This is a genomic window from Hymenobacter koreensis (genome assembly GCF_039541855.1).
Taxonomy (GTDB): domain Bacteria; phylum Bacteroidota; class Bacteroidia; order Cytophagales; family Hymenobacteraceae; genus Solirubrum; species Solirubrum koreensis.
Map to the genome: position 1 here is coordinate 1 of NZ_BAABHA010000013.1, position 14,684 is coordinate 14,684.

General features: G+C 67.4%; 13 protein-coding genes. 9 read left to right on the forward strand and 4 right to left on the reverse strand.

Translation table 11 applies throughout. The annotated features are described in order from the left end of the window. Positions 1 to 692 (forward strand): Tn3 family transposase (locus ABD903_RS17905; RefSeq protein ID WP_345226602.1); only part of this gene is annotated, 692 nt, incomplete at its 5' end. A 21-nt stretch (positions 693 to 713) separates the two neighbouring features. Here ABD903_RS17905 and ABD903_RS17910 read toward each other — a convergent pair. The 3 genes from ABD903_RS17910 to ABD903_RS17920 form a co-directional block, all read right to left on the reverse strand. Beyond that, on the reverse strand, positions 714 to 1,106 hold the full coding sequence (locus ABD903_RS17910; protein ID WP_345226604.1) for a recombinase family protein: 393 nt from the start codon (positions 1,104 to 1,106) through the stop codon (positions 714 to 716). A gap of 1,167 nt (positions 1,107 to 2,273) precedes the next feature. Further along, a complete protein-coding gene (locus tag ABD903_RS17915; protein WP_345226606.1) occupies positions 2,274 to 2,678 on the reverse strand; it encodes a hypothetical protein in 405 nt (134 codons plus the stop codon). 383 nt (positions 2,679 to 3,061) lie between these two features. After that, entirely contained in the window at positions 3,062 to 3,370 is a 309-nt protein-coding gene (locus ABD903_RS17920; RefSeq protein WP_345226607.1) for a winged helix-turn-helix transcriptional regulator, read from the reverse strand. Positions 3,371 to 3,765: 395 nt separating this feature from the next. On the opposite strand from ABD903_RS17920, the gene ABD903_RS17925 reads away from it, so the two are divergent. Continuing rightward, positions 3,766 to 4,422, forward strand: a complete 657-nt coding sequence (locus tag ABD903_RS17925) for a carboxypeptidase-like regulatory domain-containing protein (RefSeq protein ID WP_345226609.1) — start codon at positions 3,766 to 3,768, stop codon at positions 4,420 to 4,422. A gap of 124 nt (positions 4,423 to 4,546) precedes the next feature. Then, positions 4,547 to 4,927, forward strand: coding sequence for a hypothetical protein (locus ABD903_RS17930; protein WP_345226611.1), 381 nt, complete (start codon positions 4,547 to 4,549; stop codon positions 4,925 to 4,927). A gap of 99 nt (positions 4,928 to 5,026) precedes the next feature. Here the strand turns inward: ABD903_RS17930 and ABD903_RS17935 are convergent, their stop codons facing one another. Then, on the reverse strand, positions 5,027 to 5,578 hold the full coding sequence (locus ABD903_RS17935) for a hypothetical protein (protein WP_345226613.1): 552 nt from the start codon (positions 5,576 to 5,578) through the stop codon (positions 5,027 to 5,029). A 116-nt stretch (positions 5,579 to 5,694) separates the two neighbouring features. On the opposite strand from ABD903_RS17935, the gene ABD903_RS17940 reads away from it, so the two are divergent. From ABD903_RS17940 to ABD903_RS17965, 6 genes are all read left to right on the forward strand, one after another. Beyond that, positions 5,695 to 6,060: a hypothetical protein gene (locus ABD903_RS17940; RefSeq protein ID WP_345226614.1), complete on the forward strand. Its 366-nt coding sequence runs from the start codon at positions 5,695 to 5,697 to the stop codon at positions 6,058 to 6,060. A 27-nt stretch (positions 6,061 to 6,087) separates the two neighbouring features. Beyond that, on the forward strand, positions 6,088 to 7,017 hold the full coding sequence (locus tag ABD903_RS17945; RefSeq protein WP_345226616.1) for a PAS domain-containing protein: 930 nt from the start codon (positions 6,088 to 6,090) through the stop codon (positions 7,015 to 7,017). Positions 7,018 to 7,066: 49 nt separating this feature from the next. Beyond that, positions 7,067 to 9,907 carry a PAS domain-containing protein gene (locus ABD903_RS17950; protein ID WP_345226618.1) on the forward strand — a complete coding sequence of 947 codons (2,841 nt, stop codon included), beginning with the start codon at positions 7,067 to 7,069 and terminating at the stop codon, positions 9,905 to 9,907. Between the two features lie 143 nt (positions 9,908 to 10,050). Then, positions 10,051 to 10,542, forward strand: a complete 492-nt coding sequence (locus tag ABD903_RS17955; protein WP_345226619.1) for a hypothetical protein — start codon at positions 10,051 to 10,053, stop codon at positions 10,540 to 10,542. An 8-nt stretch (positions 10,543 to 10,550) separates the two neighbouring features. Continuing rightward, complete coding sequence (locus ABD903_RS17960) at positions 10,551 to 11,201, forward strand: GAF domain-containing protein (protein WP_345226621.1); 651 nt, start codon at positions 10,551 to 10,553, stop codon at positions 11,199 to 11,201. 761 nt (positions 11,202 to 11,962) lie between these two features. Next, positions 11,963 to 14,422 (forward strand): RCC1-like domain-containing protein, encoded by a 2,460-nt coding sequence (locus tag ABD903_RS17965; protein ID WP_345226623.1) that lies wholly within the window; start codon positions 11,963 to 11,965, stop codon positions 14,420 to 14,422. Positions 14,423 to 14,684 lie beyond the last annotated feature (262 nt).

Genomic DNA, 14,684 nt, shown 5'->3' on the forward strand with positions numbered 1-14,684 from the left:
TGCTGGGCATCGCCTACGAGCCGCGCATCCGCCAGCTCACCAACCAGCAGCTCTACAGCTGGGAGCCCGTGGCCACGCACCGGCAACTGGGGCAGACCCTGCTGCCCGACGCGCGCCTCGACCCCGAGCGCATCGCCCGGCACTGGGACGAGGTCCTGCGTCTGGTCGTCACCCTGAAGCTGCGTCACAGCGAGGCCTCGCGTCTGTTCGGCCGCCTCAACTCCTACGCCCGCCAGCACCCGCTTTACCGGGCCCTGAAAGAGCTGGGCCGGCTGGTTAAAACCGAGTTTCTGCTGCGCTACGTCGACCAGGTCGAACTACGCCAGCGCATCCAGAAGCAACTCAACAAGGGTGAAAGCGCCCACCGCCTGGCCCACGCCGTCTGGCACGGGCGCAACCAGGAGTTCCACGCCGCCACCCGCTCCGAGCAGCTGGTGGCCGAGACCTGCAAGCGCCTGCTGATGAACGCCATCGTCTGCTGGAACTACCTGCACCTCTCCCAGCACCTGGCCCGGCTGCCACCCGAGCAGCAGGCCGCCACGCTGGCCACGCTCTCGCCCTTCGCCGTGCTCTCCTACCGCCACCTGAACCTGCACGGCGAGTACGACTTCTCCGACCAACCCCTGCCGGCCGAAGCCCCGTTTGACATGGACCTGATTGCTACCTGGCAGCCGCCAAGCAAACCGGCGTAGGGCCGAGTCGGAGGTTTTACCCTATTTGTTTAATAACACCCCCGTGGCCCGCTCGCGGATGCTCTCGCGGTCGTACTCGGCCAGCGCGGCGAAGATGCCCAGCACCAAACGCCCGGCGGGCGTGGCCGTGTCGATGCCCAGGTCCAGGGCAACGAAGCGCACCTGGCGCTCGTGCAGGTCGGCCACCACCTGCATGATGTGGGCGCTGTTGCGGCCCAGCCGGTTGAGCCGGGCCACGGTCACTGTGTCGCCGGCGCGCAAGGTGGCCAGCAACTCGGTGAGCACGGGCCGCTGCGTGGTGGCGCCGCTGATTTTTTCCTGAAACAAACGGTCGACGCCGGCGGCCGTGAGCTGGTCGAGTTGGGTGTCGAGGTGCTGGTCTTTGGCCGAGACGCGGGCGTAGCCGAAATGCATACAAATGGGTCAACAAGGTGGGGCCACGAAGGTAATGAGGTGAACCCACTTTCTGGCCCCAGCTTGGCCTATCCCGCAGTCATCAATTAATGGGGGCCGGCAAGGTGTACCTTTCGGGCTCCTTTCTCCGCGCACTAGGGCGCGTTGACACGCCCGCCCAGTGGCCGCTCGCGGAGTCTCGGTACAAAACTTTCAACCAAGGCCAGGTTCGTTTTCCGGACGGGAGTTCGGAATGGATAAAACTTCCCCTGGCTGACTCGTGCCCACGCGGCCAGCCCCCGTGGCGTGCCTTGGGTCCGGGGCCTTCCGCTTTCGGAATCCTGAAAGGAAGGGGCGCAATAAAGCACTACCCGGAAAGTCGGTTCCTACGTCAGGCGTCGGGCAATGACACGCAAGTAGCGGTGCACCATGGAACCAATCCACGCCCATTTCGTAGCGGGGCTGAACCAGCAGCCCCGACTTGGCCCCCTGCGCGGGCTCCACTCGAATCAGTTTGTTTCCATTTCTTACGACCTGGCGAATGATTGGCTGTACGTGGATTGGAAAGCCGAGCAAACCGAGCAGCCGGTGCGCGACAACTGCTTGGTGCTTCTGGAACTGGTCAAACGGCACTTGGTCCGCCGGGTCCTCAACGACAACCGCCAGGTGCAAACCATGTGGGCGGCTGCCGCCGAGTGGGGCGGAACGGTGTGGTTCCCGGCGCTGGCCGACGCCGGCGTCGACTACTTTGCCTGGATCTACTCCCCGCACCTGTACAGCCGCCTGTCCACCGATCAAACCCTGGCGTACACCCAGCGGCCCGTGGTCTTGACTTTCGAAGAATACGAAACGGCCCAGCGGTGGCTCCAGGCGATGTCCCCCCCGTGCTGCGGGTTGTGCCGTGTCGGCGCCATGCATTGGCCAAGCCCCGGTTTCGGTCGCCCATGCAGCCGGCGTTTCTGGGCCGAACTGCTTCGCTCGAGGTGCGGGCTTTGTGTATCCTCGGAAGGGAGTGCGTCAACCGGCTGGCTTGGCGCAAGCCCGTCGTCCACCACGCATGGCGCCGGGGCGTGTGCAGGCCGGTTTTCACGGGTAATTCGGAGCCGCGCTCCGGCGCGAGAGGGAGACCGAACCGCGCTTCGCTTTGGGAGCGGCTGTGCACCCAAGCATTGGTACAGGATGCAAAACCTAATCGAGTGCCCATTCCCGGGCCTGTGCGACGTCGTCGAACAGGCCTAACTCCAGCAGCAAGTGCGGTTTGGAGTACTTGGCGAGGTACGGCCGGAATTGCTCGCGGTTGGGGGCCAAATCCGAGAGCAGCAGCGCGAAGCGGTCCAGGCCCAGATCCCGGTGCATGCTTTCCAGCATCTGGTCGGCCCAGTACAGGTCCGCGACGTTTAGTTTCCCGATCGACTGGTCGTTGGCAATCCAGGCGTTGACGTGGTGACGGCGGGCCAGCATGGCCGCGTGCACCGACGCTTGTTGCAGCTCCTCGCCGCTGCACCGGTTCAGCCATGTGACTTCCAAGGCAGCGCGGTACCCGTTCTCGTGCAGTCGGATCTGCACGTACGCGTCGGAATAAAGCAACATCATGGAAAAAGCAGAGGCGTAGCCTGGGTGGGCTACCGGGTGTGGTGGAACAGCGGACAGGGAAAGTCGTTTCCGGGTCTGAGGCGGCTAGCCGATTGGAAGCAAAGCGCTGTGTATCGCAAAACTAGGGTAAATAGTTGCTTAAATTATACTTAAAAATGACCTGCTGTTGCATTGGCCAAACCGCAGGCGTCGCTTGCAGCTCCAACGAGTCCGGAAGAATCCAAGGCGGCCGCTTCGGCAAGCGGCCGGCGCCTGCGCACCGCTCCGCAGGGCATGCCAGGCATGCGAAGGCGGGCGCCCCTGCGCCTTGGTACGCCGCCGGGAGCCACCCCAATACAACGACCCGCAACTGGCTCCGGCAGTCCCTGGCCTGGCAACTCGCCTTACTGCGAGCCGGCCGTTTGCAAGGCGGTGGTGTAGCCGAGGCCGAAACGCAGCAAGGCCTCCAGCACCGGCAGGGCCTGCCGGCCCCCTTCGGTCAGGGCGTAGTCACCGCGGGCTGCCGTTTCGCCAAATGCGCCGCGCACGACCAAGCCGGCCTCGGTCAGGTTGCGCAGTTCCTGCGCCAGCACCTTTTCGCTGATGTCGGGCAGCGCTCGTCTGAATTGCCCGTAGCGGCACTGCCCCAAGGCTATTTGTTGGAGCAGCAGCAGGCGCCATTTGCCGCCTAGCAAGTCCAAAGCGGTGCGCACGGGGCAGCGGGGGGTGATGGGAGTGCAGGTCGAAGGCATACTAACCTGAAGGTAGGTTGTTTTTGACAACCGCGGATCGGGCCGCGTGGTTTACGTGGCCATGACCTTTCCCACGCTGTCCTGGGGCCCAGCCCCTGATCCGCCGTTTGCTTCGCTTGCACCGCGTAGAAATGGACCGGGTAGCACGCTTACCAAACCGCTTGCTTCCCCAGGCGGCTGCCCCGCCGGGGGGAGCAAGCCACCGCTCCCAGAGCCCGGGGCGTCGTTCAGCGAGCCGGGGAGCGTGTTGGGCGAGACCACGCGGTTTCATTCTGGTATCCGGCATAACGTTGCCTTTAGTTAAGCCTGCGACATCCGCTTCTTCCTAAACCACCACCTTTTTTACACCCTTTGCCATGAGCTTGACTGCTTCTCCTTTCGACCCCGCAACCGGCCGCTTGCTGCCGGTGTACCGCGACGCTTACCTGCGCGGTGATTTGTCCGACGCCAACACGCGGGCCGTGGACGCTTACCTGAAAGCCCGCCGCGGTTCGGGCGACGAAACCCTGCGCCGCTTTTACGAAATGAAGCAGGAAGGCGAGCAGGTACGCCCCGTCGGCTGGGTGCAGCGCCAATTTGACCTGGTGCGCACCGCCCCCCAACGCCTGCGCCGCCGGGTGGCCGGACTCGTGGCCGCGGTGGTGTTGGTCGCCGGCGCCGTGCTGGCCGGCAACGCCCCAGAGGTCGAAGTTGCGGCCGAACGAAGCCTGGCGGCCGAAGCCAGCGGCCGCGGCATGAGCATGGTGAAAGGCCGCATCCTGGATGAAAACGGCCACCCGCTGGTCGGAGCCACGGTGCTGGTGCGCGGCAGCCAGCGCGGCGTGAGCACCAATGCGCAGGGCGAATACGCCTTGCTGGTGCCGGCGCAGGGCCTGACCACCCTGGCCTACGGCTACGCGGGCTACGAGGGAGAAGAAGTCGATGTGCGCGGCGGCCGGACCGAGTCCGTCACCTTGCTGCCCCGGGAAAAAGCCAAGCCCGTCCGCCCGGCCAAACGTTGGTGGTTGTTTTAACCGGCCCATGGCAACGCGCCACTCCCTCTTTTCCATGCACGGCCTGGCGGACCGCCGCGCCGCCCGCCGCCCAAGCGCTTACCCGGTTTCAACCTCCAAAAAAATACCCTCTTCCGCTCCTTCCATGGCGTACTCTACCAACAATGCCGCCGGCCAAGCCGTGCAAAACATCATCAACGAGTTGCCGCAACTGCTGGCGGTGGCCATCGTGGACACGACCTCGGGCATGACCCTGGCCTCCCACACCAACTCCCCCGCGCTCAATCCCGACACGGCGGCGGCTTACAACACGGAGGTCGTGAAGCAAAAGCAAAAGGCCATGGCGGCCCTGAAGCTGCAGGGCGAGCAAATCGACGACATCCTCATCACGCTCACCAACCAATTGCACCTGATCAACCTCATCGACGGGGGCAAGAAATTCATCTACTTGGCCGTTAACGCCCGCGACACGAACCTGGCCATCGCCCGCGACGTGCTCCGCCAGCAGGTGGACCTGTTGAAATAAGCTTATTCAGCAACCCGCTGCGCGCCACCCGGCTGCCCCACCACCGGGGCAGCCGGGTGGCCGTTTTTTATGCTACGGCAGCGGGGGGCGCCAGCCGGATCAGCGGGCCGGTTGGGCGGGCGGCACAGACTCCTCTTCATCACCCGGCGTTGGAGGCGGGAACGGAACGGGGGCCGGGGCTGGCGGCAGCGGTTGGGCAGCGGGCAGGGGAGCGCCGCCGCCCAGCATCACGGTTAGGTTTTCCACCAGCTGACGCAGGTATTGAATCTCCGAATGCAAGGTGGAGTCGGCCGCGGCCGGTACCTGCAACTGTTGTAGGACCAACGCCGCCACGTCTTCGCTCAGGTACTGCCCCAGCGTTTTGCCGGCCTGCGCCGCGCCGCGCTCGAGCACGGCCCGGGCGTCCCGGCTCACCCCGCGCACCGACCACGTAACGGGGGCGGCCGAGGAGCGCGGCGGCCGGCCCGGGCGCTTGGGGGCAAGGCCGGTGGCCCGGGCCGCGGCGGCACCGTTAGTTTCTGTAATACTTTCAGCTATTTTTGTATTACCGAAACCCTGCGGGGCCGGTGCACCGGGGGGGGGGCTGTCTGGTAAACCCGCCTCGGCTGGTACGGCTGACTCAGGGGGACGGTCACCTGGAATCGGACTCATAGCAAGTACGGTTTGGGGTACGCAATTTATGTCTTACGCAAAAACGCGGGTTTCGGCTGCCGGAATTCTCCTGCTCCAGTCCAAGTAACGCTCCATTGTCTAACCAGTACCCCGCCGTGACGGATCCACCTACGTTGTTTGACGCGCACTTGCCGAGCTTGACCGCGGGCGAGTTGCACGGCCTGTGGCACACGACTTGCTTGCGCCCCGCGCCCACGGGCGACTCGCGGTGGGCCGAAGCTACGCACTTGCAGCTGCACCAGACGCATTTTTCGCTGCACACCCGCGCCGGCGACCGCCACGCCGGCACCTGGCACCTGCAGCGCCACTCCCGCCTGGGCCAGCCGTTCCTGGCCCTGCAGGAGGCGGAAACCCCGGTCCTGGCGCTCATCACCCGCTTGCGGCGCTCGGCCGACGGAACGGTCCGCCAAATGGTTGTATATTTTCAATCGGGCTTGGAGCTGCAGCTTACGCACCCCTAGTCTTTAACCCCTAACGTTATTTCGCACATGTCAGCTTCCCTTGCCTCCGCGCTGACGCCCGAACGCATCGAAGCGGCGCTGGACGCCGCCGGCATCGGCGTCTGGGAGATGGATTGGACCGGCCGCCAGTTTTCGTGCTCGTCGCGCTGCAAGCACCTGTTTGGGTTGCCCGCCGAGGCGGCCGTGAGCTTGGACGACGTGCTGGGCGCCGCCCACCCCGAAGACCGCCCCGTGCTCGAGCAGCAGCTCCAGCAGGCCCTTGACCCGCAGGGCAACGGCCGCCTCGCCGTCGAGCACCGCGTGCTGCTGCCCGGCGACGAGGTGCGCTGGGTGCGCACCACGGGCCTGGCCGTCTTCGACGAGGCCCGCACGCAACCGGTGCGCTTCCAGGGCATCACCAAGGACATCACCGACACGCAGGCCGGGGCCCGGCTGCAGGAAGCGCAACGCCGCGAACTGGAATTTCTGGCCGAAAGCATCCCGGGCATCCTCTGGATGGCGCGCCCCGACGGGGCCGTGACCTACTTCAACCAGCGGTGGATGGAGTACACCGGCCAAACCCTGGAGCAGGCGCTGGACTGGGGCTGGGAGCCCGTGGTGCACCCCGACGACTTGCCGCGCTGCCTGGAGCGCTGGCGTGCGGCGCTGGCCACCGGCTCGCTCTACGAGGTGGAGTACCGCTTCCGCCGCCACGACGGGCAGTACCGCTGGTACGTAGGCCGGGCGTTGCCCTACCGCGACGCGGCGGGGCAGATCGTGAAGTGGTTCGGCACCTGCGCCGACATCCACGGACAGAAGCAAACCGAAGACGCGCTGCGCCGCCGCGAAGAGGAGCTCGAACGCGCCTACCAGGACCTGGAGGCCAAAGTCACCTTCCGCACCCTGGCGCTGGAAGACGAAGTGACGACGCTGCGCCGGCGCGTGGCCCAGCTGCCGGCTTCCAACCCTGGTTCGTAGCCGCGCAGCCCGGCGTTCCGTACCAGATCGGGTATCTTCGCTCGCCCCCATGCCGCACCCTGTTGATTCTTCTGCCGCGTCGCTGCTGGCCGACACGCTGTTGCGCGTGTCGGCCAGCGGCATCATTCTGTACCAGCCGATCACGGCCGCCGACGGGCGGATCGAGGATTTTCAGTTTGTGCGGGTCAATGCCGCGGCGCAGCAGCGGCTGGCGTTGCCCGAACGCCCCGCCCAAACGTTTCTGCAGCAATACCCCCACGCCGCGGCCCAGGGCGTGTTTGCTTTTTACTGCCACGCATACGCCTCGGGCGAACTGCGCCAGTTCAGCGTCGATTACCCGGGCAACAGCCTCAACGCGTATTTTCAGCTGACGGCCCAGCGCTGCGGCGAGCTGTTGGTCATCAGCTTCGCCGACGTGAGCCACCGCCACAACACGTCCGTGGAAACGCTGCTGCGCGAGGGGCGGCGCCTGGAACACGCGGCCCGCGTGGCTGCGGAAACCCAATACGCCCAGCTGCAGCGGGTGCTGGACCAGGCACCGGCGCTGCTGTGCATCTTGGCCGGCCCCGAATTGGTGGTGGAGTTTACCAACGCGGCCTACCGGCAACTGCTGGGCGGACGCGAGTTGGTGGGCCAGCCATTGGGGCAGGCGCTGCCGGAACTGGCGGCGCAAGGCTACCTGGACTTGCTGGATAAGGTCTACCACTCGGGCGAATTGCTGCATGCCGTGGAGCAACCGGCCACCCTGGACTTTGCCCGCACCGGCGCGGTCGAAACCCGTTACTTTACCTTCAGCTACCAACCCCGGCGCGGCGCCACCGGCCGCGTCGACGGCGTCATCGTGCTCGGGTACGACGCGACCGAGCAAGTACGCGCCCGCCAACAGGTGCTCGCGCTCAACCAGGACTTGGCCGGGGCCAACCAACGGTTGGAAAGCCGGGTGCACGCGCGCACCCGGGAGCTGCAGCAGGCCCGCGCCGAAGCCGAACACCAGCGCGCCCGTTTGGAGCGGTTGTTTCGCACGGCGCCGGCCATCGTCAACACCAACGTGGGCCCCGACCACGTCTTCGAGTTGGTGCACCCGCTTACGGACCAGCTCTTCGGGTTCCGGCCGTTGGCGGGCCTGCCCATCCGCGACGCCCTGCCCGATGTAGAGGCGGCGTTTTTCGACCTGATGGACCGGGTGTACCGCACCGGCCAACCTTACCACGGCCGGGGCGTGCCGGTGCGCGCCGGCCCCGCCGGCGGCCCGCTCACCGAGGCCTACTTCGATTTCACCTACCAGCCGTTGCGGGCCGCCGACGGCCAGATCGAGGGCGTGATGACCTTTGCCGTGAACGTAACCGAGCAGGTGCGCGCCCGGCAATTGGCCGAGCAGAACGAGGCGCGGTTCCGCCGCTTGGCCGAAACCGCCCCGCTCATCGTGTGGGAAGCCGATGCCGCTGGACAGACCACGTACTTGAGCCCGTACTGGGAGCAAATTACTTCGGCTGCCAACGGCCAAGGCCTGGACTGGCGCGCCTACGTCCACCCCGACGACCAGGCAGCGCTCGTGCAGGCGTGGCAAGCCTGCGTGCGCACCGAACAACCCTTTCAGCACGAATTGCGCCTGCGCCTGGCCGCCACCGGCGACTACCGCTGGTTTCTGGACCGGGCTGACCCGGTGCGTGACCCCGCCGGCCACGTCGTGCAGTGGGTGGGGGCGGCCGCCGACATCGACGCGCAAAAACGGGTGCAGCAGGCCCTGCAGGCCAGCGAGCAGTACTTCCGGGACATGGCCGACTTGGTGCCCACCCTCATCTGGCAAACCGACGCCCACGGGGCCTGCGTGTACCTGAATGCCTCTTGGTATGCTTACACGGGCCAGCGGCCCGGCGAAGCCTTGGGCTACGGCTGGCAGCAGGCGGTCCATCCCGAGGACTTGGCCCGCGTGGCCGAGCTGGCGTTGCCGGCGGTGGCCGCCGGCCAGCCGTTTACCGCCGTGTACCGCCTGCGCAACGCCGCCGGGCAGTACCGCTGGATCACCGACTCGGGCCGTCCCCGCGTGGACGCCCAGGGCAACGCCGGCGGTTACCTCGGTTCGGTGACGGACATCGACGAGCAGAAACGCGCCGAGCAGGCCCTGCAGCTTCTCGCCGGGGAGCTGCGCACGGCCCACGCGCACGCCCAGCAACTCAACGACGAACTGGCCGCCCGCAACGCGCAGTTGCAACGCCTCAACGAAGAACTGGACACGTTTGTGTACATGGCCGCCCACGACCTGCGCGCGCCCCTGCTCGACATCGAAGGGCTGGTGCACGCGCTCGGCGAGGACCTGCCGCCGGCCGCCGTGCCGCCGGACGCGGCCCGCCTGCTGCACCTGCTGCGCGGCACCACGCAGCGCTTCAAGGACCTGGTGGAGGGCATGACGGCCGTGGCGCGGGCGCAACAGCCGCCCACTGCTTTTGAGGAGGTGGACCTGCTGCCCGTCATCGACGCGGTGCAGCTCGACCTGCAGCCGCTGATCCGGCAAACCCGGGCCCGCATCGACGTGGCGTCCAGCGGGTGCGCGCGGGCCACGCTGGCGCCGCCAAACGCCCGCTCGGTGGTGTACAACTTGCTCAGCAACGCGCTCAAGTACCGCCACCCCGACCGGGCGCCGCGGGTGCGCGTGGCCTGCTACGACGAGGAGCCCTACACCGTGCTCACGGTGCAAGACAACGGCTTGGGTCTGGACGCGGCCGCGCAAGCGGCCTTGTTCGCCCCGTTTCAGCGCCTGCACCACCACGTGGAAGGCCACGGCCTCGGGTTGTACATGATCAAGCGCCTGGTGGAAAACGCGGGCGGTCGCATCGAAGTGGACAGCCAAGACGGGTGGGGCACCACCTTCCGCGTGTTTCTCCGCCGGTGAGCACCGCGTGCTGTTGCAGCCGCGCCGCGGCGTGTCGGGGCCCTGCGCATGCTCTGCTGATTCGGCTTGGCAAGCATGCCGACCGGTCCCGGCAAAACTTTTGCACCCGCGGCCAGTTTGGTAGTGGCCGCACTTTCCTGCCGATGCCACACCTCGTAACCCAACTGTCGGACTTCACCATCCACCACCGCGCCGACCTGGACCTGCTCGTGGTCCGCTGGTGGGCGGAGTACCGCTCGCTTCCCGTGCTGCAGCAAGAACACGCGGCCTTGTTGGCGGCGTTGGCCAGCCACCCAACCAGCCGGGTGTTGCTCGACGTGCGCCGCCACCAACTGCCCCACGTCGAGCCCGCGGCGTGGATTGTGGAGCAGTGGTTCCCGCAAGCGGTGGCCCAACTGGCGCCCCGCCGCCTGCGGTTGGCTTATTTGCTCTCGCCCAGCCGTCGGGCGGCCTTGCAGGCCGGGCAAGCGTTGCACCCGGTTGTGGCCGAGGCCACCCGCCCGCACCAGCCGTATGACCTGGGGTTGTTCGATACCGAAGGCGAAGCCGTGCGGTGGTTGCGAGAGCGCGCACCCACGGCCGTGGCGTCGCGAGCCGGCGGCCCAGCGGCGGCCCAGGAGGGCAAATTTCTGTAATATAAGGCATGGATCATATTTCCCCCCTTTCAGCGGCCCAAGCGCGGCAACTCCGGTGGCAGGGCTACACCCTGTGCGGCACGGTGCAGGACCGGCTGCTCAACGAGGTGGCCCTGGTCACGGCCCGCTTGTTCGGCGCCTCCGTGGCCCTGGTGTCGCTGGCCGACGCCTCGCAGGTGTGGTTCCGGGGGCAGTGGGGGTGGGCCGGCCCGGCCCGCGTGCCGCGGGACCGGTGCCTGTGCGCCGCCGCCCTGCTGCGGGAGCAATGCCTGGTGTTCGAGGATTTGCAGCGCGACCCCTGCACGCTGGGCAGCGCCGCCGCCGCGGCCGCCAGCGGGCTGCGCTTTTACGCCGCCCACGCGCTGGGGGCGCTGAGCATCATGGCCGCCGAGCCGCGCCCCTTCGACGCGGCCAGCCGGGACGCGTTGGCGCAGCTGGCGCACCTGACCAGCGCCGTGCTGGCCCTGCGCGGCGCGGCCGCCGAAGCCCACGCGTTGCCGACGCTGTTGCCGGTTCTGGAGCAAGCCGCCCTGCGGCCGCTGACGCAATTGCTGGTGGTGGCCAACCGCTGGCGCCACCCCGCGTCGGTTTCCGACGCCCCGGCCAAGTGGGCCGCCGTCGCGCAGGCGGTGCGCCAGGGCTTGGCAGCGCTGAGCTAACCCGTAAGGCAGGGCTACGCCCGTACCGCGGGAGAACGGCGGCGCCCGGGCGAGTCGGTAACGCCCAACCCAGCCGTGGTGGCGCTGTTCCCCTCGCCGGGCGTGTCCCGGGGCCGTCTACGCGCGGGGACAGCACGGATGAACCACGGCCCCTGCGGCGGGCTTGCCGTGCCTCCCGCGCTTTGGGGTAGGGCCGGGCCTCCTGGATGCCAGTCCCCCTTTTACAGGGCCTTGCCAAGACCTGCTCCGCAGCGATGCGCAGGCGGTAGAGGATGTTTCCAGCCCGTCCGCTCGTTTAACCTTTGTACCAAACTTTTAACCAAGGCCAAAAGTATCGCCTTCCAGCGGCAAGGCGGCTCCGGCTTTTCCAGCAGGGGGCTAACTACGGCGCGGTCGCGTGGCGGAGCGACGGCCTCACTCTGAGAAGAAGAGCTGTTTGCCGAAGACGCGCGGGTGCCGCGCGTACGCCACGACGCGGCGGGAGGGCGAAAACGAAGCGGGGAACACCCGCTTCAGCAACGTCGTATCCGCCTCTCCAGGGGCCCGCCGGACGGTGCCGTGGCGCAACGGGGTGGCTTTTAAATCGCTGCGTTGCCATCTGCTCGTCTTCGAAGAGTAGGCGCGCAACCCGGTTGCCGCCGGGCGCGCTGCTGCGGGGCTGCCCCGGTTCGTGTCGGTTCTGCTCGCCCAAGGCTACCAGGGCCAGTACCGCCACGCTGTGTTATCTTTGCTTACGTTTTACCCCTTTCAGGATCAACTAAATGCGAAGACTTTTATCCTCCATGACGAGCCTGCGCGGTCTGCTAAGCCTCTACCTGTTGCTGGCTTGCGGGGGGGGCCTACGGGCGCAGCAGCACAGCGTATGGGTGCGCGCCGACGGCGCCCTGTGGACCTGGGGCCGCAACACCTTCGGGCAACTCGGCGACGGAACACTGGTGGACAAGCGGGTGCCTACCGTCGTGGGCACCAGCACGGCTTGGCGCACGGCCGTGGCGGGCGGCAACTTTACCGTGGCGCTGCAGCAAGACGGCTCGCTCTGGACCTGGGGGCACAACTACGACGGCCAGCTCGGCACGGGCTCGAACAACGACCGGGCCGTGCCCGGGCGCGTGGGCACGGCTACCTGGGTGAGCGTCGGGGCTGGGGTCGAACACGCGGTGGCCGTGCGCCAGGACGGCACGCTGTGGGCCTGGGGAAGCAACGGCAACGGGCGCCTGGGAACCAACTTCCCTTTCGCGCTGCTGAGCCCCGGCCGGGTGGGTACGGCTGCAAATTGGCAAAGCGTGACGGCAGGTGCAGATTTCACCTTGGCTATTAAAACCGATGGCACGCTTTGGGCCTGGGGCCGCAATGATCAAGGGCAACTGGGCGACGGAACCACCACCGACCGGCTGACTCCGGTGCAAATCGGCACGGCCACTAATTGGCGCCACATAACTGCGGGCTTGGCGCACGTGGTGGGGCTGCGCCAAGACGGCTCGGCTTGGGCGTGGGGCTTTAACTCCAGCGGGCAACTCGGGCTGGGTACGGCGGTACGAAACCAGCTTGTGCCGACGCCGCTGGGCGCCGGTGCCGCTTGGGCAAGCGTAGCGGCGGGCGGCAGCCATACCCTGGCCGTGCGCCAAGACGGCACGCTCTGGGGCTGCGGCGGCAACGACGCCGGGCAATTGGGGGACAGCACGTTTCTTAACCGGTCCAGCCTGACGCAGGTAGGTGTCCTGCGCACCTGGCACAGCGTCGTGGCCATCACGTCCCACTCCGTGGCGGCGCGCCGGGACGGCACGCTCTGGGGCTGGGGCAACAGTTCGTTCGGGCAGGTGGGCAGTGCCCTGCTGGGCATGACAAATGAACCGGCGCCCTTCCGGGTGCAGCCGGGCTGGACCTGGCGCAGCATGTCGGCGGGCAGCGGCCACGGAATGGGGATCCGCAGCGACGGCACCCTCTGGGGCTGGGGCGACAACGACGACGGGCAGCTGGGCGACAGCACCCTCAACCGGCAGGTGCTGCCGGTGCGGATCGGACGCGACACCAACTGGCAGACCGTGGTGGCGGGGCAAGGGCACACCCTGGCCCTCAAAACCGACGGCACGCTCTGGGCCTGGGGCCGCAATGATCAAGGGCAATTGGGCTTGGGTACCACGGGTCCGGTAGCGGCGGAGCCCAGCGTGCCGCGGCAGGTAGGAACGGCCACTACCTGGCGCAGCGTGGCCGTGGCGGGCAGCTACACCCTGGCCTTGCGGCAGGACGGGACGCTGTGGGCCTGGGGCAGCAACCAGGGCCAGTTCGGCGACGGCACCACCACCAGCCGCAACGTACCCACCCGGGTAGGTACCCTGACTACCTGGCAAAGCATCAGCGCCGCGGCGGGCGTGGCCCACGGCATCCGAACCGACGGCTCGCTCTGGGGCTGGGGCAGCAGCGGCTTCGGGCAGGTCGGCGACGGAACGACAACTGTGCGGCTGAGCCCGGTGCAGATCGGCACGGCCACGAACTGGCAAAGCGTGTCCGACGGCTCCAGCTACGCGCTGGCCACGCGCACCGACGGCACGCTGTGGAGTTGGGGCCGCAACACCGAGGGGCAGTTGGGCAACGGTTCGACGGGCACCGGGCGTACCAGCCCGGGCCAGGTGGGCTCTGGCACGACTTGGCTGGCGGCGCAGGGGGGCGCCGGGCATTCGCTGGCCCTGCGCCAAGATGGTACGCTGTGGAGCTGGGGCCGCAACGACTCCGGGCAGTTGGGTATCGGCTCATCGAGCACGCCCCCCCTTGCCGTTCCCCGCCAAGCCGGCACAGCGCTGTGGGCAGCGGTACGCGGCGGCGCGATCTTCTCTTTGGGGCTGCAGCCCGACGGAACGCTGTGGGGGTGGGGTTCCAACGCCCGCGGGCAGTTGGGCATTCCCCTGCGCAGCCCGGTACCGCTGCTCATTGCGGGCAATGCCGTGCCGCTGGCCACCCGGACCAACAGCCGCCGCGCAGCCGATTTCGTGGCCTACCCCACGGTGGCGTCGGAAGCGGTGCACTACGCCTATGCCGGCTCCTTACTACCAACCGATGCTACTCTGGAAGTGCTACGCCTGAACGGGCAGCGCGTAGCGCAGTGGCCGCTGAACTCGGCAGCACCCCGCGGGCAGATGGCCGTAGCAGACTTGGCGCCAGGCTGGTATGTGCTGCGGCTGCGCACGTCTAGGAGCAGCTACGTAGCGCGCTTTCTGCGGCCGTAAGCGGTTGGCGCCGCAACGTACGCAGGAACTGAGCGGACTGGCCGCGGCACCCGGTCAGAAAGTAATTAATAACGCCCCGGTAGACGAGCCGGGGCGGGGTTGGTATACGGCCCGCCGCCCGATATGCGGGGCGGAGCGGGAATGTCGTGTGGCGCATGGATAGATATACGTGCAAGCAGCTGGTGCAAAACACCGGTGCGTGCTAGAATTGTCTCTACCTCAACCAGTACTTGCTGCAGGCCGCGGCCTCCGCGCGTCAGGT